General features: G+C 70.1%; 20 protein-coding genes and 6 CRISPR repeat arrays. Of the genes, 10 read left to right on the top strand and 10 right to left on the bottom strand.

What is annotated here, in order from left to right:
* Nucleotides 1-84 precede the first annotated feature (84 nt).
* Complete coding sequence (locus ACH4S7_RS06445; RefSeq protein ID WP_398519901.1) at nt 85-1,587, bottom strand: tetratricopeptide repeat protein; 1,503 nt, start codon at nt 1,585-1,587, stop codon at nt 85-87.
* 108 nt (nt 1,588-1,695) lie between these two features.
* On the opposite strand from ACH4S7_RS06445, the gene ACH4S7_RS06440 reads away from it, so the two are divergent.
* On the top strand, nt 1,696-3,063 hold the full coding sequence (locus ACH4S7_RS06440) for an FAD-binding oxidoreductase (protein WP_398519900.1): 1,368 nt from the start codon (nt 1,696-1,698) through the stop codon (nt 3,061-3,063).
* A 168-nt stretch (nt 3,064-3,231) separates the two neighbouring features.
* The gene (locus tag ACH4S7_RS06435; RefSeq protein WP_398519899.1) at nt 3,232-3,618 is read left to right on the top strand and encodes a VOC family protein; all 387 of its coding nucleotides are present in this window, start codon (nt 3,232-3,234) and stop codon (nt 3,616-3,618) included.
* A gap of 13 nt (nt 3,619-3,631) precedes the next feature.
* On the opposite strand, the gene ACH4S7_RS06430 is transcribed toward ACH4S7_RS06435, so the two are convergent.
* Together ACH4S7_RS06430 and ACH4S7_RS06425 are read right to left on the bottom strand one after the other, a co-directional pair.
* The gene (locus ACH4S7_RS06430; protein ID WP_398519898.1) at nt 3,632-4,135 is read right to left on the bottom strand and encodes an SsgA family sporulation/cell division regulator; all 504 of its coding nucleotides are present in this window, start codon (nt 4,133-4,135) and stop codon (nt 3,632-3,634) included.
* Between the two features lie 157 nt (nt 4,136-4,292).
* Nucleotides 4,293-4,709 (bottom strand): hypothetical protein, encoded by a 417-nt coding sequence (locus tag ACH4S7_RS06425; RefSeq protein WP_398519897.1) that lies wholly within the window; start codon nt 4,707-4,709, stop codon nt 4,293-4,295.
* 61 nt (nt 4,710-4,770) lie between these two features.
* Nucleotides 4,771-5,287: a CRISPR direct-repeat array (repeat unit 28 nt; unit sequence GGACCAACCCCGCGCGTGCGGGGACCAC).
* A 386-nt stretch (nt 5,288-5,673) separates the two neighbouring features.
* Between ACH4S7_RS06425 and ACH4S7_RS06420 the strand changes: the two genes are divergently transcribed.
* On the top strand, nt 5,674-7,191 hold the full coding sequence (locus tag ACH4S7_RS06420; protein WP_398519896.1) for an FG-GAP-like repeat-containing protein: 1,518 nt from the start codon (nt 5,674-5,676) through the stop codon (nt 7,189-7,191).
* Nucleotides 7,192-7,341: 150 nt separating this feature from the next.
* Nucleotides 7,342-8,223: direct repeats of the CRISPR family, unit length 29 nt; unit sequence GGGAACACCCCCGCGTGCGCGGGGACCAC.
* Between the two features lie 322 nt (nt 8,224-8,545).
* Here ACH4S7_RS06420 and ACH4S7_RS06415 read toward each other — a convergent pair.
* Nucleotides 8,546-9,070: a GNAT family N-acetyltransferase gene (locus tag ACH4S7_RS06415; RefSeq protein WP_398519895.1), complete on the bottom strand. Its 525-nt coding sequence runs from the start codon at nt 9,068-9,070 to the stop codon at nt 8,546-8,548.
* Nucleotides 9,067-10,302, bottom strand: a complete 1,236-nt coding sequence (locus ACH4S7_RS06410) for an XRE family transcriptional regulator (RefSeq protein WP_398519894.1) — start codon at nt 10,300-10,302, stop codon at nt 9,067-9,069. The genes ACH4S7_RS06415 and ACH4S7_RS06410 overlap by 4 nt, the downstream gene beginning before the upstream one ends.
* A gap of 510 nt (nt 10,303-10,812) precedes the next feature.
* On the opposite strand from ACH4S7_RS06410, the gene ACH4S7_RS06405 reads away from it, so the two are divergent.
* From ACH4S7_RS06405 to ACH4S7_RS06390, 4 genes are all read left to right on the top strand, one after another.
* A complete protein-coding gene (locus ACH4S7_RS06405) occupies nt 10,813-10,998 on the top strand; it encodes a hypothetical protein (protein ID WP_398519893.1) in 186 nt (61 codons plus the stop codon).
* Nucleotides 10,998-11,228 (top strand): hypothetical protein, encoded by a 231-nt coding sequence (locus ACH4S7_RS06400; RefSeq protein ID WP_398519892.1) that lies wholly within the window; start codon nt 10,998-11,000, stop codon nt 11,226-11,228. Before ACH4S7_RS06405 ends, ACH4S7_RS06400 begins: the two co-directional genes overlap by 1 nt.
* 20 nt (nt 11,229-11,248) lie before the next feature.
* A CRISPR array of direct repeats spans nt 11,249-11,645; the repeat unit is 29 nt; unit sequence GGGAACATCCCCGCGTGCGCGGGGACCAC.
* An 858-nt stretch (nt 11,646-12,503) separates the two neighbouring features.
* Nucleotides 12,504-12,728, top strand: coding sequence for a hypothetical protein (locus ACH4S7_RS06395; RefSeq protein ID WP_398519891.1), 225 nt, complete (start codon nt 12,504-12,506; stop codon nt 12,726-12,728).
* Complete coding sequence (locus ACH4S7_RS06390) at nt 12,634-13,041, top strand: hypothetical protein (RefSeq protein WP_398519890.1); 408 nt, start codon at nt 12,634-12,636, stop codon at nt 13,039-13,041. The genes ACH4S7_RS06395 and ACH4S7_RS06390 overlap by 95 nt, the downstream gene beginning before the upstream one ends.
* A gap of 161 nt (nt 13,042-13,202) precedes the next feature.
* Nucleotides 13,203-13,475: direct repeats of the CRISPR family, unit length 28 nt; unit sequence GGACCACCCCCGCGTGCGCGGGGACCAC.
* A gap of 304 nt (nt 13,476-13,779) precedes the next feature.
* Here ACH4S7_RS06390 and ACH4S7_RS06385 read toward each other — a convergent pair.
* From ACH4S7_RS06385 to ACH4S7_RS06370, 4 genes are all read right to left on the bottom strand, one after another.
* Nucleotides 13,780-14,916, bottom strand: coding sequence for a methyltransferase domain-containing protein (locus ACH4S7_RS06385; protein ID WP_398520053.1), 1,137 nt, complete (start codon nt 14,914-14,916; stop codon nt 13,780-13,782).
* Nucleotides 14,917-14,985: 69 nt separating this feature from the next.
* On the bottom strand, nt 14,986-15,828 hold the full coding sequence (locus tag ACH4S7_RS06380; protein WP_398519889.1) for a hypothetical protein: 843 nt from the start codon (nt 15,826-15,828) through the stop codon (nt 14,986-14,988).
* On the bottom strand, nt 15,729-16,313 hold the full coding sequence (locus tag ACH4S7_RS06375) for a hypothetical protein (protein WP_398519888.1): 585 nt from the start codon (nt 16,311-16,313) through the stop codon (nt 15,729-15,731). The genes ACH4S7_RS06380 and ACH4S7_RS06375 overlap by 100 nt, the downstream gene beginning before the upstream one ends.
* Nucleotides 16,310-16,510: a hypothetical protein gene (locus ACH4S7_RS06370; protein ID WP_398519887.1), complete on the bottom strand. Its 201-nt coding sequence runs from the start codon at nt 16,508-16,510 to the stop codon at nt 16,310-16,312. The genes ACH4S7_RS06375 and ACH4S7_RS06370 overlap by 4 nt, the downstream gene beginning before the upstream one ends.
* A gap of 93 nt (nt 16,511-16,603) precedes the next feature.
* Here ACH4S7_RS06370 and ACH4S7_RS06365 point away from each other — a divergent pair, with 93 nt between their 5' ends.
* Nucleotides 16,604-17,443: a helix-turn-helix domain-containing protein gene (locus ACH4S7_RS06365; protein ID WP_398520052.1), complete on the top strand. Its 840-nt coding sequence runs from the start codon at nt 16,604-16,606 to the stop codon at nt 17,441-17,443.
* Nucleotides 17,440-17,643 (top strand): DUF397 domain-containing protein, encoded by a 204-nt coding sequence (locus ACH4S7_RS06360; RefSeq protein ID WP_398519886.1) that lies wholly within the window; start codon nt 17,440-17,442, stop codon nt 17,641-17,643. Before ACH4S7_RS06365 ends, ACH4S7_RS06360 begins: the two co-directional genes overlap by 4 nt.
* A gap of 167 nt (nt 17,644-17,810) precedes the next feature.
* Nucleotides 17,811-18,754: a CRISPR direct-repeat array (repeat unit 28 nt; unit sequence GGAACACCCCCGCGTGCGCGGGGACCAC).
* Nucleotides 18,755-19,103: 349 nt separating this feature from the next.
* On the opposite strand, the gene ACH4S7_RS06355 is transcribed toward ACH4S7_RS06360, so the two are convergent.
* On the bottom strand, nt 19,104-19,904 hold the full coding sequence (locus ACH4S7_RS06355; RefSeq protein ID WP_398519885.1) for an aminoglycoside phosphotransferase: 801 nt from the start codon (nt 19,902-19,904) through the stop codon (nt 19,104-19,106).
* 238 nt (nt 19,905-20,142) lie between these two features.
* Nucleotides 20,143-21,211: a CRISPR direct-repeat array (repeat unit 29 nt; unit sequence GGGAACACCCCCGCGTGCGCGGGGACCAC).
* A gap of 461 nt (nt 21,212-21,672) precedes the next feature.
* Here ACH4S7_RS06355 and ACH4S7_RS06350 point away from each other — a divergent pair.
* Nucleotides 21,673-23,034, top strand: coding sequence for an RDD family protein (locus tag ACH4S7_RS06350; protein WP_398519884.1), 1,362 nt, complete (start codon nt 21,673-21,675; stop codon nt 23,032-23,034).
* Nucleotides 23,035-23,104 lie beyond the last annotated feature (70 nt).

Genomic DNA, 23,104 nt, shown 5'->3' with positions numbered 1-23,104 from the left:
GGGACGCCCCCGGGGCCCCGAGCCCTGGCCCCGGGACCCCCTGAGCCTCGCCCCCCCCGGGCTCCTGAGCCTCGCCCCCGGGATTCACCTCCCCACCCCTCCATTCCCCGCTGTCCCTCCACTCCCCACCGTCCCGTCCAGCCTGCTCGTCCCCTCCACCCCGGCCGCATCCCGCCGCGCACCACTCCCGGACTTCCCCTCCCTGCCCTCCCTACCCGTCATCTTCTTCGGCCCGCCCGGCGGCGGCTCCCCGAGCGCCGCCAGCGCGTTCCGTGCCAGCGGAGCCAGCAGCGGGGAGAAGTACGGGTTCACCCGGAGCGCCTGGCCGATATGGCGGCGGGCGGGCCCGTACCGGCCCCGGGCGCGTTCGATCTCGCCCCGGTGGTAGAGGATCAGCGGAGTCCGCAACCCCTCCACCGCCTTGCGCGCGTACGGCAGCGCGTCCTTCGACCGGCCCGCCTTGAAGAACGCCCAGCCCAACGCGTCGGCCAGTTGCGGAGTGCGGCGGCCCGCGATCCACTCCGGCCTGAGGCGGTCGATCGCCGACTCCGGCGCGCCGTGGTCGGCCTCCCAGCGGGCCAGGGTCAGATCGGTGTCCACCCCGTTCGCCGCCGCCTGCCCGGCCGCCGCCCGCATCGCCGCGTACTGCGCCTGCGCGTCCGTGTCGAGCCCGAGCGACTCGTACAACTCGCCCGTCTCCAGGGCGTATTCGGGCAGCGGGTGCCGCGCGAACGCCGCCCGGTAGTCGCGGAACGCCTCGTCCGTACGGCCCAGGGACGCCAGCGCCCGCGCCCGCGAGGCCAGCGCCGGATGGTGGTCCGGGACCAGCCGCAGCGCGTGGTCGTAGCTCTCGATCGCCTCAGCCGGCTCACCCCGCTCCCACGCCAGGTCCCCGAGCACGCGCAGCGCCACCGCCTTCTCCATGGGCCCCTGCGCGCCGCCCACCGCGTCGTACGCGTTCGCCGCCGCGTCCTCGCGCCAGCCGAGGTCGCGGTAGATCCGCGCGGAGGCGGCCCGCGCCCGCGAACCGGAGTGCAGCCGGGTGAGCCGGTCGAGGGACTTGCCCGCCGATTCGTAGTCACCGAGCCCGCTGTACGCGTCGATCAGTGCCGGATACACGGTCCACTGCCGTGGCCGCTGCTTCTCCGCCCGCTGCGCCCAGGTGCGGGCCGCGCGGAAGTCCTGGCGCGCGTTGGCGAGGGCGGCGAGACCGAGCAGCGCGTCCGTGTTTCCCCGGTCCCCGGGGCGCAGCTCCAGGGAGCGCCGCAGTGCGGTCTCCGCCTTCGGGAAGGAGGCCCAGTCGCCCAGCCGGGTGCCCCGCTCGGCGTATGCGGCCCCCAGGACCGCCCAGGATTCGTCGTCCCGGGGGCGGGCGCGCAGCCGGCGTTCTCGGTCGGTGATGAGAGCGTTCAGATCGGGCAGGGCGGCCGGTGCTCCCGCCGCGGCAGCCGCCCGGGCGCGGGCGGCAGGGGTCGGAGCGGGTCGGTCGTCCCGTCCGTCGCCGGGCGCGAGCACGATCACCCCGGTGACGAGCGTCGCGACGACCAGCGCCCCGACGGCGGCGTTCTTCAGGTGTTCGCTGTTCATGGCGCTCACTGTGCGTCAGTAATCAGTACATACGAAGAATGCTCCCGGTTCGTGAAGCGGAATGGCTGACGGGTTCACACCGATGGCCCCGGGTGCGACGCTGGGATCATGGACGACCTTCTCGAACGGCTGCGTGCCGGACTGCCCCCCGAGGCCCTGATCACCGACCCGGACGTCATGGTGTCGTACGGGAGTGACATGGCCAGCTTCTGCGCGGCGGGCACCCCCGCCGTCGTCGTGCTGCCGCGCACGGTCGAGCAGGTCCAGCACGTGATGCGGACGGCGACGGCGCTGCGGGTCCCGGTCGTCCCGCAGGGCGCCCGTACCGGACTCTCCGGCGCGGCCAACGCCACCGACGGCTGTGTGGTGCTCTCGCTGACGAAGATGGACCGCATCCTGGAGATCAGCCCGGTCGACCGGATCGCGGTCGTGGAGCCGGGAGTGATCAACGCGGTGCTCTCCCGCGCGGTGAACGAGTACGGCCTCTGCTACCCCCCGGACCCGTCGAGCTGGGAGACCTGCACCATCGGCGGGAACATCGGCACGGCCTCAGGCGGCCTGTGCTGTGTGAAGTACGGGGTGACGGCGGAGTATGTGCTCGGCCTGGAGGTGGTCCTCGCGGACGGGCGGCTGCTGAGCACCGGCCGCCGTACCGCCAAGGGGGTCGCCGGCTATGACCTCACCCGGCTCTTCGTCGGCTCCGAGGGCAGCCTCGGCATCGTCGTCAAGGCGGTGCTGGGCCTGCGCCCGCAGCCACCGGAGCAGTTGGTGCTGGGGGCGGAGTTCGACTCCGCCGCTGCGGCCTGCGACGCGATTTGCGCGATCATGGAACGCGGCCACACCCCGTCGCTGCTGGAGCTGATGGACCGTACGACGGTACGGGCGGTGAACGCGATGGCGCGGATGGGCCTGCCGGACACGACCGAGGCCCTGCTCCTCGTCGCCTTCGACACCCCGGATCCGGCGGCCGATCTGGCGGCGGTGGGCGAGCTGTGCCGGGCGGCCGGGGCGACCGAGGTCGTGCCCGCGGACACGGCGGCCGAGTCGGAGATGCTGCTGGAGGCGCGGCGGCTGGCGCTGCCCGCGCTGGAGAAGATCAAGTCGGCGACGATGATCGACGACGTCTGTGTGCCGAGATCGAAGCTGGGGGCGATGATCGACGGCACGGCGGCCATCGCGGCGAAGCACGGTCTGACGATCGGGGTCTGCGCCCACGCGGGCGACGGCAACACCCACCCGGTGGTCTGCTTCGACCACGCCGACGCGGACGAGTCCCGGCGCGCGCGGGAGTCGTTCGACGAAATCATGGCGCTCGGTCTTGAGCTGGGCGGCACGATCACGGGTGAACACGGCGTCGGCGTACTGAAGAAGGAGTGGCTGGCCCGCGAACTGGGGCCGGTGGGCGTGGAATTGCAGCGCGGGATCAAGCAGACCTTCGATCCGCTGGGCATCCTCAACCCCGGAAAGCTCTTCTGAGCCAAGGTGGCCCGATCCGCACTCGGACTCAAGTCCCTGCCTTACTCCGACCCTTGACGGGACGGGAGTTGGGCCCGGAGGACTAAGGCGAATGCCCGATGCCCCGGCCCGGCTCCCCCTCCTACCGTGGAACCACCGCAGCAGGTGAGAACCACTGAAGGAGGAGCCGTGCCGGCTCAGCTCGACCACACCATCGTCCAAAGCCGCGACCGTTTCGCCGGGGCCCGTTTCCTGGCCGACCTCATCGGCGAGCCGGAGCCCAAGCCGTTCGGTCCGTTCGCCTGCCTGCCGTTGACCGGTGGCGTCACCCTCGACTACCTCGACGCACCGGCAGGGCGCGAGATCGTCTCGCAACACCTCGCCTTCCTGGTCTCCGAGGAGGAGTTCGACACCATCTTCGGCAGGATCACCGACGGCGGAATCCCCTACTGGGCCGACCCGGCGCACGCCGAACCGCAGCGGATCAACCACAGCCACGGTGGCCGTGGGGTCTACATCGACGACCCCGACGGCCACTCGCTGGAGTTCCTCACCCACACGTACATCGTGGACTGAGCACCGGTCGGCATCAGGCATCGCCGTCGGGCGACTCGTCCGAGGGCCCGGGGGTCTCCTGACCGCGCGAGGGGGAGTGCCCACGGGCCCACAGGCCGTCGGCCTGATACGGCGCGAGCAGCTCGGCGAGCCCGTCGTCGATGCCGAGGTAATCGGCCTCCGAGCCCGGGGGCACCACCCGCAGGGTCCGCTCCAGCCAGGCCGACACCACGGCGGCGGACGCCTCCAGCAGGGCATCACCGTCAGGCGAACTGAGCGCCACCAGCACGACACCCCGCCCGTCCACCTTCGACGGCCAGACCCGCACATCACCGTGCCCGCAGGGCCGGAAGACCCCCTCCACCAGCAGCTCACGGGCGAAGGTCCACTTCACCGGGTTCTCCGAGCCGACATGGAAGACGACATGCACGGCGTACGGGTCCACCGTCCGATAGGTCAGCCGCGCGGGCACGGGAACGCTCCGCTCCGGCGACAGGACCAGCTTCAACTCCAGCTCGCGTTCGACGATCGAGTGCATGGTGAGCCCTCTTCTCCTGTACGTGTAACGGGCCCCGGATCAGGCCCTCGCAAGGAGAGAGCGGGGTGCCGCGCGACTATGACGCGACTTTCGGAAGAATCTTGATGTGACCGCCGTCACTCCGCCTGGCTCACCGTTTTCGGCCCTCCCGCCACCATCACGTGGGCAACAGTTCGGGCCACCAGGGCGGGACATGCTCCTCCGTACACACCCCCGGGCGATCGCTGGCGACGTTCGCCGGGGTCCCCAGCCAGGCGAAGTGCACCAGCACCAGCGCGACCATCGCCACCCCGAACACCACTCCGGGCACGACGACCCGCACCCCCCGAGACCTCCGTCGCACCACCCCGGCCGGTATCCCCCACGCCACCAGCCCGAGGAACATCCCGAAGACCACGGTCAGCAGCGGCTCCCACGTCCACCCGTCAAACAGACTCGGATGCTCCCGCAAAATCACCGCACAACTCCGCCGCGCCTCCCCCGACACCCACTGCGCCCCGTACCCGACACCGGCGCCACCGATGATGACGAGACAGCCGGTGGCCCAGGGGGGTTCTGATCTTTGTTGCTTCATGTTGGGGAGGGACGGCGGGGGGTGGGGGACGGGTTCCCGGAGGGGCGGAAGGCGGGGGGCGGGGGAGGCCCCGCGTGCGCGGGGACCTCTGCGTCGGTTTCCTTGGGCGAGACCTCGGTCGGGGACCAACCCCGCGCGTGCGGGGACCACCTGCGGGGCGGTCGTACGCAGCACGCCGCTATCGGACCAACCCCGCGCGTGCGGGGGCCACGCAGGGATGGGCGCTCAGATGCCCCTGTGGCAATGGACCAACCCCGCGCGTGCGGGGACCACCACACAGACCAGAACGCCTGAGCGAGTTGTGGGGGACCAACCCCGCGCGTGCGGGGACCACAGGCGGGCGAGGTTGACGGCGTTTCCGGTCCTAGGACCAACCCCGCGCGTGCGGGGACCACGGCAGCAGCAAGGGCGGCGCCGTCGGCAGGCTGGGACCAACCCCGCGCGTGCGGGGACCACTCCGGGCCACGGTGCCTGCGGTGGCCGCGACCGGGACTAACCCCGCGCGTGCGGGGACCACTATTGGAGGGGGATATTCCGGACTGGACAAGCGGGACCAACCCCGCGCGTGCGGGGACCACTCTTCGTGACCTGCGGCTTTATGCAGGCGGGGGCCGGTTTTTGCCCACTTCCCGAGATTCGGACATAGCTCTCTTCCCGCGTGTTGAGGGAGCATTCGGGGACCGTCATGGCCGAGTCACGTCGCCCAAAGAGCATGTCCAGCAACAACAATAGATGCTGGGCATGGCGCAGTTGGGCCGTGTACCTGACGGACCGCACCCCGCTGACCGGCGCCCCTATCACCGGATGGCCCGGGTGATAACCATCATGCGGAAACCGGGCGCCCCCTCCGTACGTTTGTCGGCAGGACGGGAGAACGCCACCCGCGTCCCTCCCGCACCGCATCGCCGTCCCTGTCGGCTGGCGGCCCGGCCCGGCCGGCGCCGCCCGCATCGAGGAGCACGACATGACGTCACAGCGAACCATCCTGGGGTGCGCCCTGGTCGCCGCGGCCACCACCGCGACCCTGCTCATCTCCCCCGCGGCGACGGCCGCACCCGCCCAGGCCCCCGCGTCCGCGCCCGGGGCATCCGCCGCCGCCCTCCCCGGGGACTTCGACGGCGACGGCCATCGCGACCTCGTCGTCGCCGCGCCCCTCGCCCAGGTGGGCCAGGCGGCGCGGGCGGGCAGCGTCGCAGTGCTTTACGGCTCGCCGAACGGCCCCATCACCGCGCGGAAGCAGACGTTCCACCAGAACGCGCCCGGTATACCCGATGAGGCCGAGCAGGACGACCGCTTCGGCGAGTCCCTGACCGTCGGCGACTTCGACCGGGACGGCTACAGCGATCTGGCCGTCGGCGCCCCCGGCGAGACCGGGCCCGTGGGTGGCCCCGAGGGCGTGGTCATGGTGATCTGGGGCGGCGCCGGGGGGCTGACGGACGCGGCGGCCGCGATCGTCGGCGCCTATCCCGGCGCCGAGTCCGGGCGGACCCTGGTGAACGGGGACTTCGACGGCGACGGGGACGTGGATCTCGCGTTCAACGAGGAGGACTCGACCGTGCGGGTGCTGTCCGGCCCGCTCCTGCGGAACGGCACACCTGCGGCGACCTACCGCCGGTGGGAGCTGGACCACCGGATCACCGATCTCGCCTCCGGCGACTTCAACGGTGACGGACGCGACGACCTCGTCGCCGCGCGGACACCGACGAGACCGGAGGAGGGCATCACCAAGCGCCAAACGGTCCATCTGACCGGCGGCCCCCAGGGCCTCTCCTACGAGTTCGCGTATGTGCGCACGGCGGACGACGCCCAGCCCCAGCCGTTCGTCGAGGCCGACGAGGTGGCCGTCGGCGATGTCAACGGGGACGGGTACGACGACATCGTGGCGGCCCGTCCCCGGGAGGGCACGGGAATCCCCGACCCCGAGCCGCCCGCCGCCCTCGGTGGCGGCGTCACCTATGTCCCCGGCTCCGCCACGGGCCCCCGCGGCGCGCTGGCCGTCCCGCTCAATCAGGACACCCCCGGAGTACCCGGCGCGGCCGAGGCCGGGGACCGCTTCGGCAGCGGCATCGCCGTCGCGGACCTCGACGGGGACGGCTATGCGGACCTCGCCGCGGGCGTCCCGGGCGAGGACTTCGCCGGGGTTGCCGGGGCCGACCACGGTGCCGTGGCGTTCCTGCGGGGCGGCGCCGGAGGGCCGACGGGCGCCGGGGCCGTGACACTCCACCAGAACACCCCGGGCGTCCCCGGCGCGGCCGAGGCCGGCGATCTCTTTGGGCGGGCCCTTCAGCCGGTCGACACCGACAGCGACGGAAAGCCCGAGCTGTACGCCGGGGCGCCCGGTGAGAACGCGAACGCCGGCGCGGTATGGGCCTTCGACGGCACCGCAGCCGGCCCGGTCGCGCCGGGCTCGGTCTCCTTCGGGCCGGGCGCCGTGGGCATCGCCCCCGGCCCTGGCGAGTTCGGGGCTGCGTTCCGGGACTAGGGAGTTTCTTTGCTCGGAGTTTCTTCGACTAGACGTTGCTGGACCGGGTGAGGGAGACCAGTCCAGCGAACGCCGAGGGGGAGAGCGGCAGGGCCGGTCCGGTCGGCGAGACAGCTAGCGGCTCAGGGGCTGATCTCTGTTGCTCCATCTGGGGGAGGCCCCGCGTGCGCGGGGACCACGACGCCAGGACGGTCTGCGCCGGCGACATCCTGGGAACACCCCCGCGTGCGCGGGGACCACGCCCCCTGCTGCGGGTTGTGGGCGATGGACCAGGGAACACCCCCGCGTGCGCGGGGACCACTGGGCACGTCACGGGCTGGCGAATCGTGGCATGGGAACACCCCCGCGTGCGCGGGGACCACGACGGTCCGCTACTCCGTATGCGGAGGGGGGCGGGAACACCCCCGCGTGCGCGGGGACCACTTCGGTGACGCGGTGGGGGAGATCAACCCCTGGGGAACACCCCCGCGTGCGCGGGGACCACTGAGACTCGCCGGGGTCCACGCCCGGGTGGAGGGGAACACCCCCGCGTGCGCGGGGACCACCTGCTGCCCTTTCCCCTGGGCCTCCCGGGTCTGGGAACACCCCCGCGTGCGCGGGGACCACGTGTAGAGTTGGGCGTCCTCGTAGGGCGCGATGGGAACACCCCCGCGTGCGCGGGGACCACCGCCCGAGCCTGGGCGGCGGTCACGGCTTCCCGGGAACACCCCCGCGTGCGCGGGGACCACCCTTCTTCGCCCGGAGCCTGCCCTGGATCGGGGGAACACCCCCGCGTGCGCGGGGACCACAGGCGGGCGGCGGCCACGTTCGGGTGGGTGGCGGGAACACCCCCGCGTGCGCGGGGACCACAGGCGGGCGGCGGCCACGTTCGGGTGGGTGGCGGGAACACCCCCGCGTGCGCGGGGACCACTCGCAGGTACACCCCGCCGAACGCGGCGGCCAGGGAACACCCCCGCGTGCGCGGGGACCACGACCAGATCGCCGTTCCACGTCACCCGGGCGCGGGAACACCCCCGCGTGCGCGGGGACCACCTTTCGCGACCTGCGGCTTTATACAGGCGGAGGCCGGTTTTTGCCCACTTCCCGAGATTCGGACATTGCTCTCTTCTAGTGCATTGAGGAAACGTGCGGGGTCGTCACCGCTGAACCACATTGCCCAGAGAGCAGGTCCAGCAACAACGATAGATCGATGAGGCCGTCCAGATGGCGGCATCACCGAGAAGCGCAGAGGTGAGTCCAGCTCCGGGCTGCCATCCCAGGCGGGGGCCTGGTCATCCGCTCGGCTATGGACCACCAGCAGCGACGTGCACGGCCAGGGCGGGCCGTTGCGGTCGGCGCGTATCAAGCCCCCCAGTCACGGCTGCCGCATGGCCAGGTGGCGGAGCATGACGGAGAACAGGGGCGAGTCCGGGAACGGCTGCTGCTCGCCGATCTTCCGGTAGTGCCAGGACTCGTACAGGGCCTGCACACGCGGGTGGGTGGTGTCGACCGTCAGGACGGCCAGGCGTTCGTCACGGTCGGCGAGAAGCGCTTCGTGCAGGCGCTGGGACGCACCGGTCTTGCGCCACTTCGGCCGCACCATGAGTTCGGACACCGAGAAGGTCGATGACTGCTCGGGGGTGACTTCCAGATGGCCGCGCCACCATTCCCGGCCCGGGGTTGCGGGCGCGCCGTAGGCATAGCCGACCGGTTCGCCGCCGTCGTAGCCGATGACGCATGAGAAGCCGGGGTTGCCTCCCCAGTGGTCCACGAACCAGGGGAATCGCTGGACGAAGGGGTCGTCCATCTGGTCCGCGTAGGCGTCCGCGTGGACATCGATGAGCGTCTGCCGGATCGTCGGCAGGTCGTCGTGGGTGAAGTGGCGCAGGTCGAGGGTCACGGTCGGCTCCACTGGTCGCGGTATCGGTCGCCCCACTCCCGCGTCACCGCCGCCGTCGGCGCGAGCGTGATGAGGTCACGGTAGAAGTCCCCCATGAGCGAGCGCATCCGTCCCGGCAGCGGGGCCTGGGCCATCAGCTCGAATGCACTACTCGCGGTGGCACATGCCTGTTCGGAGTCCCGCTGATGGAGTTGGGCGAGCGCCAGCCGCATGGTCGCCATGGCCCGGTTTCGGCGGAAGGGCGGGGGCAGAGCCGCGAGGGCCTGGTGGGAGGCCGCTTCCGCCTCAGCCGAGAAGCCGAGCTTGTCGTGGACGATTGAGGTCAGCGCGTGTAGTTCGGCGGGGCCGTAGAAGGCAATCCAGGTGGGCCTGGGGATATCGGCTTCGGCCTTGCCCAGCAGGTCCTCCGCGAATCCCAGTGATCGTAAAGCGGACTGTCGGTCATTGATCGTTGCGTGGCTGACGGCGGTACGGGCGTGGGCGAGAGAGGCGAAGAGGGGGTCGCGGCGGGTGATGGTAGTGGCCTGGGCGGCGTAGGCGGCATCGATCGCGTGGCCGTATTCCTTGCGTTGCCGCGCGAGTATCGAGGTGAGGTTCCATACGCCCATCTCGGCGGTGCTGTCGTTCGCCAGTCGCGCCAGATAGAGACTTTCCTTGAGCTGGCTCTGTGCGCGTTCGGTCTGCCGGTTGTCGATGTTCGACCAGGCCGCCGCCCTGTTGAAGTCGCTGGCGAGACTGAGAAGCCGTTGACGAACGCGTTGTGAGGCCGCTCGGTCGAGTTTGCCCAGACAATCGGCCGCCCCCGTGAGGGCGGCTCGTTCCAGTGCGGCCTGACCTCCGCGTGCCTGGTCCAGGCCGATGAGTCCGTCCAGGCTGGAGCGGAGCATGGCCACATCGGACCCGCCGACCCGGCCCGAATCAGCGGCGGCAGGGAAGGAAAGAGCGGCGCTGGCCGCGGTTGTGGAAGAGAGGAAGGCTCGACGCAACAAGGGCACCTCCGGTGGTGCAAAGCCGAGTTCGACGGACGGGCGTCCGAATACTGCCTCCAGGGCGCTCCGTTGGCGCTGCTGAGGCCATCGGGTTTTTCCGGTCAGCCAGTAGCGCACGGTCCGATCGCTGACGCTGCCCTGATACCCGGCGGCCATGAGCTTCTCGTTCAGCTTTTCGACTAACTCGGCCTGTGTAAAGCCGTCTTCCATCATCGCGGCCTCAAGCCGGTGATTTCGGTCCACTCGCTCACGGTAGCGGAGCCGTCATCGAGTGTTGAGCCTGTTGTTGCGCCGGAAGGCCGTGAATTTCCGATCCCGCTGAACCATCGTCCGCCCGCGATTTCCTGCCGTGTCCGGAAGATCGCCAGTTACATGAAGGTCGGCCGCACTGCTGAGCGGTCCTCACATTGTCTCGCCCAAGCCTTGTCCGCTGGGACTGGGACCCTCTCTCTACTCGTCGTGAGGTCCTGATGACGACCATCGCACGGTCAAAGACCACCAACAGAAGGGAGGCCGATCGAGAGGGCGTCCCTTGCGCATCCGATCTCGGTCTGCCCGGTGACGGGAGGTACGTCCCGTGATGACGCTCAAGGTGTATCGGGTCAGTCCGGACGGGGTGCGCCGCCCGATCAGGCGCACGATCACGGTTCCCTCTGGTCAACCGCCCGCCCCGGTCGCGAAATCCCTGCGCTATCCACCGTGCGCCTGCCCGCGCTGCGTCGTGGGTGACGCTCATGAGAGGGAGGCGACGCTATGACGGGCATGTCCTCGGTCGATCTCCAGTTGCCGTTGTTGCCGCCAGTACCCGTCGCCGGCTGCGGGGTGTGCGCGGTGCTCGCCGAGCGGCGCACCGCACATCTCCGTGTCGGGGACTTCTCGGGCGCCACGGACCGCAGCGTGCAGATCCGTCGTCACGATGCCGGGCACGGTGGTGAGTGATGGACATGCCGGTGTGGCGAGACCGTCGGGCGCGGGCGGTGGCGTCGGCCGAGGCACTCCAGTCGGCGCTGGCCGGGCTCGGGTTGCCTGAACGGGTGTGGACGTCAATCAGGCCGGTCGTGACCGCGTCCGGGAACACGTTCGTGGACCTGGGAATGCTCCGCCCGGAGACGGCGGACCAGATCACCGCGGCCCTCAACCCAACGCCGGGCATCAGGCCACCCGACTGATGCCGACGCCTCCTGGCTCGCGCCCCACCCCCGCGTGCGCGGGGACCACATCATCCCGCCGAGCGCGGCCCGGTTGACGTCGGGAACATCCCCGCCTGCGCGGGGACCACCAATTCGCACGGCATCGTCAAGGCTCGCGATCTGGGAACATCCCCGCGTGCGCGGGGACCACGTCGGTGCGGACCGCATAGGCGAGAGCGGCGAGGGAACATCCCCGCGTGCGCGGGGACCACAGGTCAGGCGGGTGCTCACTGGTCACCCCCCCTGGGAACATCCCCGCGTGCGCGGGGACCACACGCGCGGAACATCTACGCCGACGTGAGGTCGGGGAACATCCCCGCGTGCGCGGGGACCACGCCGCGATGGAGTGGGACGAGCGTGGCCGGCAGGGAACATCCCCGCGTGCGCGGGGACCACCCTCCGTCACCTGCGGCTTTACCCGAGCAGATGCCGGTTTTTGTCCACTTCCCGAGATTCGGACATAAGCCTCTTCTGTGGTTGGAGTGACTCTTGGGGCAGGTCATTGGTCCTCAGCCGAGCCTTGGTGGTCCCTTCTGCCAGACCAACCTCCTTCGGAGGGGCCACCTCGTACGGTGCCGGGCGGGCGGAGGAATGTCCGGGGTCGCCTGTGCGTCTAGTTCGTACCGTGTCGGTGCACAGCTCTCGCGTCACATCCTGCCCTCCGATGCCCAGTTCGGCGAGGACTGTCCGGACGCGAGGACGTCCAGCCGTCGCCGCATCCCCTCGGGCGCGTGGACCAACGCCTTCAACTCCGCCTCGATCATCCGCCACTGTCCCTCTCAGACCGCGCGCTCCGCCGCCGCTGGACTGTATCTGTCGGTATTCCACATGGCGACCGCCCCTGGTGGGAGCGGGGACCACCGCATTGGCCGCGAGGCCCTGCCTCCGGGGAACACCCCCGCGTAGCCGGTCGCAGTTCATCGCCATGCACCACGCCAGGCGGAAGGCGAACGCTGAGCTGCACCGACTCGCGGAGATGCTGGTCCGGCGCCATGATCTCTCTGACCCTCCCTGCCGGCACGACCGAGCCCCACCGCTCCGGAAGATGGGAAGCGGCGGGGCTCGGGGGCCGTTCGCCTAGACGTTGCCGGACCAGGCGAGGGAGACCAGTCCGGCGAACGCCGAGGGGGCACCGGACGCGTGGCAGCGCGTTGTAATGTCGCTGAACCTGGCTGCCTGATTGCTGTAGCTCGATCAGGCGGTTTGCCCCCGCCCGGCAGCGTGCCACGTCGTCGACGCGTAAGACGTGATGCCATGGCACTTGGAGACCGGCACCAGAAGAAAGACGTTGAGGCGGCGCTGAAACGCGCAGAGCGAGCGGGTCTGAAGGTGACGCGCAAGCAGAACGGACATACGTGGGGTCTCGTCGTCTGCTGTCCCTGTAATGGATCCCACCGGGTGGACTGCACTCCCAGGAACGCGGGAAACGCGGCGAACCGAATCGACCAGTTCACAGAGAGGCACCGAAACTGTGCGTAGCTGGTATTTCGCTCTGAACCTTCAAGAGCCACTGACATCAGAGCAGTCCGACACCGTGGACCACCTTGACCGCTTCAACGACGGACGTATCGGGGTGGAAGAGGGCCCGGGGTGGACCAAGTTCACGTGCCTGTTCGATGCTGAAACCCTGACCGATGCCATTGCGGAAGCTCTCAACTTCTTTGAAGACTTGCCCGGTGTCCTGATCCGAAGCGTCGAGATCGACCACTTCGATATCAGGGCGAACGGCATGTCGACCCCGGCCGTGGTCCCTGCCCCGCCTCCGGTGGGGACAGTCCCGGCAGTCTCGTGACCCTTGTTGCCTGACATGACCGAGCCCCACTGCTCCGGAAGATGGGAAGCGCCGGGGCTCGGGTTTGTTCGACTAGAAGTGGCTGGGCCGGGCGAGGGAGACCAGTCCAGCGAACGCCGTGGCAGGAGAGCATCAGGGCCGGTCCGGTCGGCCGCTTGTTGTCTTAGCCCCCGCGTGCGTGGGGACCACAGGTCGTCTCTGAGACCTGCCTGTCTCAGAAAAGGACCACTCCCGCGTGCGCGGGGACCACCCGGGCCCACGCCTACGCGTCCCCGAGCGGCCGGGACCACCCCCGCGTGCGCGGGGACCACTGCGAGGACGCGGTGGAGGTCCTGGGCGGGGGTGGGACCACCCCCGCGTGCGCGGGGACCACTCATCTGCGGCCACTCCGCGCCCGAATTGACCAGGACCACCCCCGCGTGCGCGGGGACCACCCTTCGCGACCTGCGGCTTTATACAGGCGGGGGCCGGTTTTTGCCCACTTCCTGAGATTCGGACATTGGTCTCATTTGGCGTTATAGGGCGTGTGAGGGCGGCGATGGAGAGCCACGTCGCCCGGAGGGCGGGTTCAGGGACAACGATAGACAGGTGACGCTGTCCAGATGATCGCATCGTGGTGATCTGAGGGTTCGGGCGTCGGCTGTCGTGGTGTCGGCCGGGGTGGGAGCGGGTGGTGTGCCCGGGGGTGGAGGGTGACTTCCTCCGTATCGATGCGGAGGGAGCGGGGCTCCCTGGGGGTCATTCGGGGTGGGGGTGGGGGATCTCCCAGGGGTGGTCCGGGGTGTCCAGCCAGGCGTACTGGGCTGACCCTGTCACGGTGAGCCCGAACCGCTCGTGGCCCGGCCTCCCCTCGTTCTCCCACCACCGGTGCGCGGTCTCCGCCTCCTCCCACAGCCGGCGCGGGCCCGCCTGCCAGACGCGGGCCGGGGTGCCGTCGCGGAACAGGACGCACGCCCAGGAGCGATCGGTGAGCCCGTAGAACCACACCGGCGTCGCTCCGCCCCGCCGCTCGGCGACGACGCTGTGGCAGTTCGGGACCCGGAGACCAAGGGCGAAGCGCTGGGGACTGAACCGGCCGCCGAGGAAGGCTTCTTGCGTGATGCCGGTCCATGACTCGACGCGCTCGGCGGGACCGCCCGTGACGTAGTCGCCGTGGACGACGGATGGGAGGCGCTGTGACCGGAGTTTCATGAACTCCACCGGCCCGGTGAAGTGCCCCGAGGCGCTGGCGCCGTCCCGGGCGACGACCAGTCGTGCCACCGCGTCGTCGTTGCTGTGGTGCGTGCCCCAGGGGGCGACGATCAGGCCGGTCGGCCGGGTCTGCTCGATCCAGGCGAACGGAATGTGGCGCACTCCGGCGGTTGCGATGATCCGGTCGTACGGGACGGTCACGGGGTGCCCCTCGTATCCGTCACCGTGGACGACCTTCACAGCGAACCCGAACCGTTCGAGGCGGGCCCGCGCCCTCCGGGCGACCGTGTCGTCCACCTCCACCGTGACGACGTTCTCCGCTCCGAGCCGGTGGGCGAGCAGCGCGGCGTTCCAGCCCGTACCCGTACCGATCTCCAGTACGCGGTTCCCGGGTTGGACGTCCAGGTCCTGGAGCATCCGGAACACCACACTCGGCATCGACGCCGATGATGTCGGCACCAGCCCGGGAGCCGTTCCGGTGTGCGTCCCGTCGTCCCACTGGGTGACGACGGGTACGTCCGAGTCCGCGTACTCGAACCATGTGCGGGGGGTGTCTGTTCTGGACACGGCGACGCTCGTGCCCGCGGCCATGTCGAAGGGCCACATCAGATCGGGCAGAAAGGCCGACCGGGGGACCGCCGCGTAGGAGGGGGCCCAGTCCGAGGAGAGGGCGCCGTCTGCCATGAGGACCCGCCCCAGCTCGGTGCGGCCGGGGCGGTCCGGGTGGGGGCTGGTGGTCACGGGGTGACTGCCCTACTTCTTCGGCGGGTTGGGGACGCCGGGACCGCCGTCCGGGGTGGGCGGGGTGGGCGGTCCGGGCCACGGCTGGCCCGGCAGGCCGTCGCCCCCGTTGCCGCCGCTGTTGGCGGGAGTGTTGGAGGTCATGACCTTCTCCTTCGGGTCCGGGGTGCTGGTGGGCAGGGTCATCTTCGGCGGGGTGTGGGGGTGGTTGCGGATCTCGATGTTGCAGTCGACGGCGCGGGAGGGGTCGTGCGCGGGGTGGTCTGGGTCGTTGTGCGTTGCGCGCCAGGTGTCGAGGAGGGCGCAGAGGGTGCAGCCGTCGGTGGGGGCGGGGGGAGCCGGCGTCGGGAGCATGGGCAGCTCGATCGGTCGTTCCTGGCAGCCGTTCGGTCCGATCATCGGTCGCTCACTCTCTGGTGGGGGTCTGCGGAAGAGGTGTTGGTACTGCGGGTGGGTGGCCAGGAACTGTTCGTGCTCGGGGTCGGTCAGGGTGAAGGAGCAGCGTCCTGGGTGGTGGAGGAAGAGGGTGCAGTGGTCGTCCTGGCCGGGTGGTGTGTTGTTGCCCCTGGGGCAGTCGGGCAGGACGAGGACGGTTTCGGGGTCGTGTCCGTCGACCCATCGGGTCCATACGGCGTCCGGGCGGAAGGCGTAGAGGAGCCGTACGACGGCGAAGTGTGGTCCGGTGTGGTGCTGCTGGATCTCGCAGCGCAGGCCGGTCATGACGTCGATGTCACCGCCGTCGACCGGCGCGGCGGTCAACGCGTCCAGGACCAGAGCGGGCGGCAGCGCCTGCGTGACTCCGCAGAGGAACGCCTCCCGCGTCGGACGGTGATCGCTTCCGTGTTCCGGGGACACCGAACCACTCCTCCGGGCTGAGGGGAGACCGTCTTCGGACGAGCGAGAGGGGGATGGTCGGTGGATATCTCCGGCTCGGGACCCAGTCGTACGGTCACGGGCCAGATCGCCAGCCGGAAGACGCCGTTGCTCCCGTCGTCCACGGTGAGGGTGAGGGGAGCGCCGGTTCTGAGCTGGTCGCGGACGGTGGTGCTGCGCTCGACGGCGTCGGCCCAGACGCGGAGCCTGGTCGGTCCGTCGGGCCGGGTGCTGTGTCCGTGTGTGGTGACCGGTCGCGCCCAGGGGGCGGACCTCGGGTCGGGGTCCAGCCGGTCCGCGATCCGCCGCGCCTGCCCGCACATCCACGCCAGCGCGCGGCGCGGGGAGATCTCCGACCTGGTCGCGAGAACGAAGGCGACGGATGCGCCGCCGCCTGTGCCGGTGCCCGTGGGGCCTTCGGCGATCACATCGCAGTAGTACTCCCGCCGCGCGTACGGCCGGGTCACGACAGCCCCCGCCAGTGCTCGTGCTCCTCGTTGACCTCACGCACCCGTTCGCGCAGGTCCTGGAGTACGGGCGAGTCGTCCTGAGGGGATTCGGTACGGGGTCCATCCGGGCAGATCGCGTTCCCGCAACGGCAGGGCGGCCACGCGAGCACCGACCGGACTGGTAATTCGCCGGGGGCAGGATAGTCGAAACTCACCGACGACTCCTCTCCGTAGTGGTTTCACTACCAAGGCGGCTCAGCGTGACTTACAGTCGAGAACCATTCAACGTGGCGGAGGCGGAGGAAACGTTGGTAAACCGCAAGGAGTTGAACCCTGAAAGCAGTCCGGAAGCGGCGTTCGGAGCACGCCTGCGCAGCTCGCGAGAGTTACGTAACTGGACGCAGGACGAGCTTGCTGAACGGATGGGGTATACGGGCAGGCACATCTCAGGGGTTGAAACTGGCCGCAAACCCCCAACCCGCCGATTTTCGATCAGCGCTGACGTGGCACTCGGACTCGAAGGTACGGCCGACACGTTCGAACGAGCGTGGAGTGAGATCCGGCACGGAAGCTTGCTGGAGGGATTCCCGGAGTACGTCGGGTATGAGAGCCGGGCGGCAGAGATCAGGGTGTACGAGGTAGGAATCATCCCTGGGTTGCTGCAAACGTCGGGCTATGCGCAGGTCCTGGCGGAGAGCGCGATACAGAGGGGCGCCATCACGGCTGAACAGGCCCGCGAGCGGGTCGAGTTCCTGGCGGAGCGACAGGCCGCTCTAGTGCGAACCAAACCACCCATGGTTCTTGTGGTGATGGACGAGAGCTGCATCCGCCGCCCAGTCGGTGGCCATGAGGTTATGGATGCGCAGCTCGACCGGCTGGTGGCGTTCGCGGCGCTTCCCAACACCGTCTTGCATATCGCTCCGTACGACATCGGAGAACGCAGGACGCTTGATCGCCCGGTCAACTTGCTTACCTTGCCCGATTGCTCCGTAGTCTCGTACGTCGAGTCGCAGACTCAGGGGCACCTAGAGCGCGAGACCACTTCTGTTCGGCCCCTGATGACGGCCTACCATCAACTACAGGCCGTCTCACTGGCACAAGCGGCATCAGTGGACATGATCAATGAGGTACGAAAGGGCACCCCATGACGACCACGATCGAATCCCGCTGGGCTAAATCCTCCTACAGCAACAACGGTGGCACTTGCGTCGAATGGGCCCCCGACCACGCGTCCGCGAATGGTGTCGTCCCTGTCCGGGACAGCAAGCGGCCGGCTGGCCCCTCCCTGATGGTCAGCCCTTCCGCATGGGCGGGGCTGGTCGTCCTCGCCCGGTCCGCCGACGTGTGAGCCTTCCCCGCATCGCCCCGAGCCCCGCACTCCATTTCCGGAGTCGCGGGGCTCGTTCGTTTCAGGCGGCGAAGCTGGCTTTGATCACAGCCCATCCATCAGCCGGTCAGCATGGGCCACCCGCGCGCGGGCACTACACCGGCATCCAGAGCGTGGGCACGTGTATGTGGAACATCCCCGCGTGCGCGGGGACCACGGCGCGCTCTGCGCGCACGGCTCCCCGGGGTGGGGAACACCCCCGCGTGCGCGGGGACCACTCACCCCCCATGCTGCTACCTCATGTCCGGCAGGGAACACCCCCGCGTGCGCGGGGACCACAGCCTGGCGAGGTTGACAGCGTTGCCGGTCCGGGGAACACCCCCGCGTGCGCGGGGACCACAGCGTGCAGTGCCAGCGCCGCTACCACCCCGGGGGAACACCCCCGCGTGCGCGGGGACCACGCCCAGACGCACCGGATGGCCGTCGTCGGCCAAGGAACACCCCCGCGTGCGCGGGGACCACGCGGCCGCCCAGGGGTTCGGCGTGCCGACCTCGGGAACACCCCCGCGTGCGCGGGGACCACTGTTTCTTCAGGATGGTCTGGGCCTTGTCAATGGGAACACCCCCGCGTGCGCGGGGACCACGGTCCCGTGTGTCTCCGGACCGAGGTTGGATCGGGAACACCCCCGCGTGCGCGGGGACCACCCGATGGGGACGAGTAGGCGGGTGGCCGGCGTGGGAACACCCCCGCGTGCGCGGGGACCACAAGGTCGTCGTCTTCGATGAGTGCCACGAGCTGGGAACACCCCCGCGTGCGCGGGGACCACCCGGCTACCGGCCGAGCACGGGGCTCATCGGAAGGAACACCCCCGCGTGCGCGGGGACCACTACGCGGCGGTGAGGTGGTCGGGGGCGCCCGTGGGAACACCCCCGCGTGCGCGGGGACCACGCGGTGGTGGAGTCCTCGGTTGGGAGTTCGTAGGGAACACCCCCGCGTGCGCGGGGACCACGATCCGCGCGTCCAGCAGGTCGACGGCGGCCAGGGAACACCCCCGCGTGCGCGGGGACCACCGATTGGCCTGCCGGAGCTGGGTCACGTAGGCGGGAACACCCCCGCGTGCGCGGGGACCACCCTCCGTCACCTGCGGCTTTATCCGAGCAGGTGCCGGTTTCTGTCCACTTCCCGAGAATCGGACATAGGTCTCTTCTGCCGCATTGAGGGAATCCGTGACGGTCGTTCCGAGTGAACCACCGCCCCCCATAGGCAGGTTCATCGACAACCATAGCTAGGGGTGCCTCTGTCCGGATCGCGGCACCCGTGGAAGAGCGCCCCGCCCAGAGTCCTGTCGGTGAGGCTGGCGGCGATGGGATGGGGTGCTTCCTGGGGGTCCGTCCCTCTCCAGACGGTGCCCCTGACGCCTCGCACGTCATCCGGACAGGGGGCACCTGTCCAGGGTCGGACGCTGCCTCACTCGTCATCCTCAGCTCCAGAAGTCGGCCCATAGGCGGGCGGCCTCGACTGTTGATTCGAGCCCCGCTACGCCGTACTCGCTCCAGTCCTCCCATGACCGTGCTTCTGCCTCCGCGAGCACTCGCACGCCGTCGCGGGGTGCGTCAGCGAAAGCAGGCACGGTCGAGGCCCACTCTCCTGCTTGCTCCGGGGTCTGCTTTCCGTCCAGGACAAGACGGAATCCCCACAGGGCCGCGTCAATCCATCCCGGTCCCCGTGCCGCCCACGCCCAGTCGACAAGCCACGTCCGGTCGCCGATGAGGAAGTTCGTCGCTGCGGGGTCGGTGTGCAGGAGGCATTGGCCGGTCAGCAGCGGTTCGGCCTCGGGGTCGCAGTAGGGCCCCCACCTGTCCCAGGCCGTCATCAGCCCGACGTCCGGCGCCGGGCGGGTACTCAGATCCTGCAGAACCTTCGCCACCGACTCCAGGTGGTCGCCGTCGGGTGTGAAATCTGCCCACGGGGTGGCGGTGACACCCTCGAATCCCAGCAGACTCCACCCGCCCGCCGACACGTGCCACAGCAGCTTGGGGGCGTAGTCGGGCAGGAAGGGATTGACCTTCGCTTCCCTCTCCAACTCCCCGGCCCGTTCATGCCCGGACGGCAGACCCTTGCAGAAGACCCTTCCGCCGTCCGGGAGGAAGAGCAGCGTGGCGATGCCGGAGCTGTCCCCCGTGGTCATCTCGGCCGTCTCGCACGCGGCCCCCACCTGGCTCTCCACCGCCGCGCGGGCCGGGTTGGGGAGCTGGTCCCAACCAATGTGTTCGACGCGCATGGTCAGCGAGGCCCCGGAGGGTTGGGAGGGAAGGGTGGATTCTTGTCCGGGGCCGGCCCGGTTGGGGGACGCCCCGGTGGCGGTTTGGTGGGAGGACGAGGCGGAGGAGGTCTCCGTGCTTCGATCGGCATCGTCATGGGACGAGAGTAGGGCGGCGGCGAGCTGTGCCGCTAGAAGGCATTGATGCTGCTGACTCTCGCTTCGCCGTCCGGGGTAGTCCTCACCGAGATGTCCGGTCAAGAACACCCCCGCGTGCGCGGGGACCACCAGGGCGCGGAGGAGACGGTCGGCGGAGAGTGGGGAACACCCCCGCGTGCGCGGGGACCACGCCACCTGGTCCTGCATGTAGACCATGCTCCAGGGAACACCCCCGCGTGCGCGGGGACCACGGCGTCGGTGATCGCGAGGCGGGTTCCGCGGGCGGGAACAACCCCGCGTGCGCGGGGACCACTCTCTGTCCACAGGCCAGCAGATCCAGGATCGGGGAACAACCCCGCGTGCGCGGGGACCACCCAGTTGCCGTACTGGTCCATGACCGCCCAAGCGGGAACACCCCCGCGTGCGCTGGGACCACAAGCCCGGGGATCTGCACCACCCAAATACCGGGGGAACACCCCCGCGTGCGCGGGGACCACCCTACGCCCCAGATGGTGATCCGCTGGCCGCGGGGAACACCCTCGCGTGCGCGGGGACCACACGATCTCGGAGGTTGTCTGATGCCCATCTTCGGGAACACCCCTGCGTGCGCGGGGACCACAAACCTCTTGCTCTGCGCCTGGAGCACCTGCGGGGAACACCCCCGCGTGCGCGGGGACCACAGCGAGAAGTTCGCAGTGGGGTGCGACCGCGTGGGAACACCCCCGCGTGCGCGGGGACCACAGTCACACATAAGGGGCCGGGCGACCACTGCGGGGAACACCCCCGCGTGTGCGGGGACCACGGCAGCGATCTGGTGGTCTTGGCTGCCATGGAGGGAACACCCCCGCGTGCGCGGGGACCACGCTCTCTTACCGTTCACCTTCGGTTCTCTTCTGGGAACACCCCCGCGTGCGCGGGGACCACGCTCTCTTACCGTTCACCTTCGGTTCTCTTCTGGGAACACCCCCGCGTGCGCGGGGACCACGTCAGACCCTGCTGGAGCGGGCCGGACAAGGCGGGAACACCCCCGCGTGCGCGGGGACCACCATCTCAAGACCAAAGCTGTTGTGCGGCACAATGGGAACACCCCCGCGTGCGCGGGGACCACTCCTGCTGGAACGCGGCGTAGCAGGCGGCGGCGGGAACACCCCCGCGTGCGCGGGGACCACCCTTCGTCACCTGCGGCTTTATCCGAGCAGGTGACGGTTTCTGTCCACTTCCCGAGAATCGGACAAAGGTCTCTTCTCTCGCATCGAGGGAATCCATGACGGCCGTTCCGACTGAACCACCGCCCCTCATAAGCAGGTTCATCGACAACCATAGACAGGGGCACCCCGTCCCCACGGCAGCACCCCGTGGACGGGCACCCCGCCGCCCCCACTACCCGTCCGACGAGACCAGCGACAGGCTTCCCAGCGATCCGTTCCGGCCGGGCGGCGCCCCCGTCAAGGCTCGCCCCCGGTCTGGCCCACCACCCCCGAAACTGAACCCGTGCGGATGAGTCCATCGGCGAGGCCGAAACCTCCACCGCACGATGGCCGTTACAGTCGGAGCGGCACGGGGGTGTCTGAGGGTCTGGTAGATGTGGATCCTTGCAGCGAGGCTCTCTAGGAGATACGGGACCACGGTGATGAGCGCCCCAACCCCGGTCAGCGGTGACGGCAGTCCTACCCCCGGCTACTATCCGGATCCTTCCATTCCTGGCTATGTCCGGTACTGGAACGGTGCGGCCTGGGTTCCCGGTACGAGCAGGCCGGCGCCCAAGGGTGGTGAGGCGGCCGGGCCGAGTGCCCCCGAGGTCGTGCCGCCGCCGGTGGCCGCGGTGGAGGAGACCGGGCCCGTTTTTCTCGACGAGGAGCCGGTGGTCGATCAGGCCGTGCGGCCCGAGCCCGCCACCGTGTGGCAGGCGGACACCTCGCGGCAGAACGGCTTCGGCGGTGAGCGGGACCACCGGGTGTCGTGGCGTGGTGCGGCGGAGCCCCAGGTGCCCGGTGACCCGAGCCCGCGGGTGGTGGGGCAGGGTCCCGACCCCAGGCAAGCCCCCGAGGTCCGACAGGGCCCCGACCCCCGGTTGCCCGCGCAGGCCGTCGACCCGACCGGAGGCGCCCTCCCCGGCGCGCGGACCCCGGGCCCGGTGCTCCCGCCCGTCGAGGGAACCGTCACCATCCGGCCCCGTACGCCCTCCGAGCCGCAACCACAGCCCCAACCGCAGCAGCTTCCCGCCGTAGGCACCATGACCATCCGGGGCCGCCAGCGGAACGACACGGAGCAGCCGCCCCCGCAGCGGCAGGCCCCGCCCGAGCTGGCCCGGAGCCCGCAACCCCACGCGCAGCCGCTTCAGCTCCCGCCGCAGCCCGCACCCGGCGCCGCCTCCTGGGCACAGCAGGCACACCAGGCACAGCAGGTGCCGCAGCCCGGGCCCGCGCAGGGTGGGGTCGAGCCGCCCGTCGTGCCCTGGAAGCCCCCGGTCACCGACCCCTTCCTACAGGCGGCGCAGGCGCAGGCCGCCGCCAGGCCCGCGCCGCTGGGCAAGCGGCTGCTGGCCCGGCTGATCGACACCCTGATGCTCGGCGCGCTCGTCGGCGCCGTCGCGTTCCCGGTCGGCTCCCAGGCCGTCACCCATGTGGACGACAAGATCGAGGCCGCCAAGCAGTCGGGGCAGACCGTCACCGTCTGGCTGGTCGACTCCACCACCGCCGTCCATCTCGCCATCATCCTCGGCGCCCTGCTCGTCCTCGGTGTCCTCTACGAGGCGCTGCCCACCGCGAAGTGGGGCCGGACGCTCGGGAAGAAGCTCTGCGGGCTCACCGTGGTCGACATCGAGGCCCATGAGCCGCCGACGTTCGGCGCCGCGCTGCGCCGCTGGCTGGTGTACGGGGTGCTCGGGATGATCGCCATCGGGGTCGTCAACGTGTTCTGGTGCCTGGTCGACCGGCCGTGGCGGCAGTGCTGGCACGATAAATCCGCCCACACCTTCGTCAAGACCGGCTGAAGCCCGCACCTTCGTCAAGACCGGCCGAGGATCGACCTTCGTCAAGACCGGCGGAGGGAGAAGGCGGCAA

It is taken from the genome of Streptomyces sp. NPDC020965 (assembly GCF_044333555.1).
Taxonomy (GTDB): Bacteria; Actinomycetota; Actinomycetes; order Streptomycetales; family Streptomycetaceae; genus Streptomyces.
This window is presented reverse-complemented; position numbering and strand designations above follow the sequence as displayed.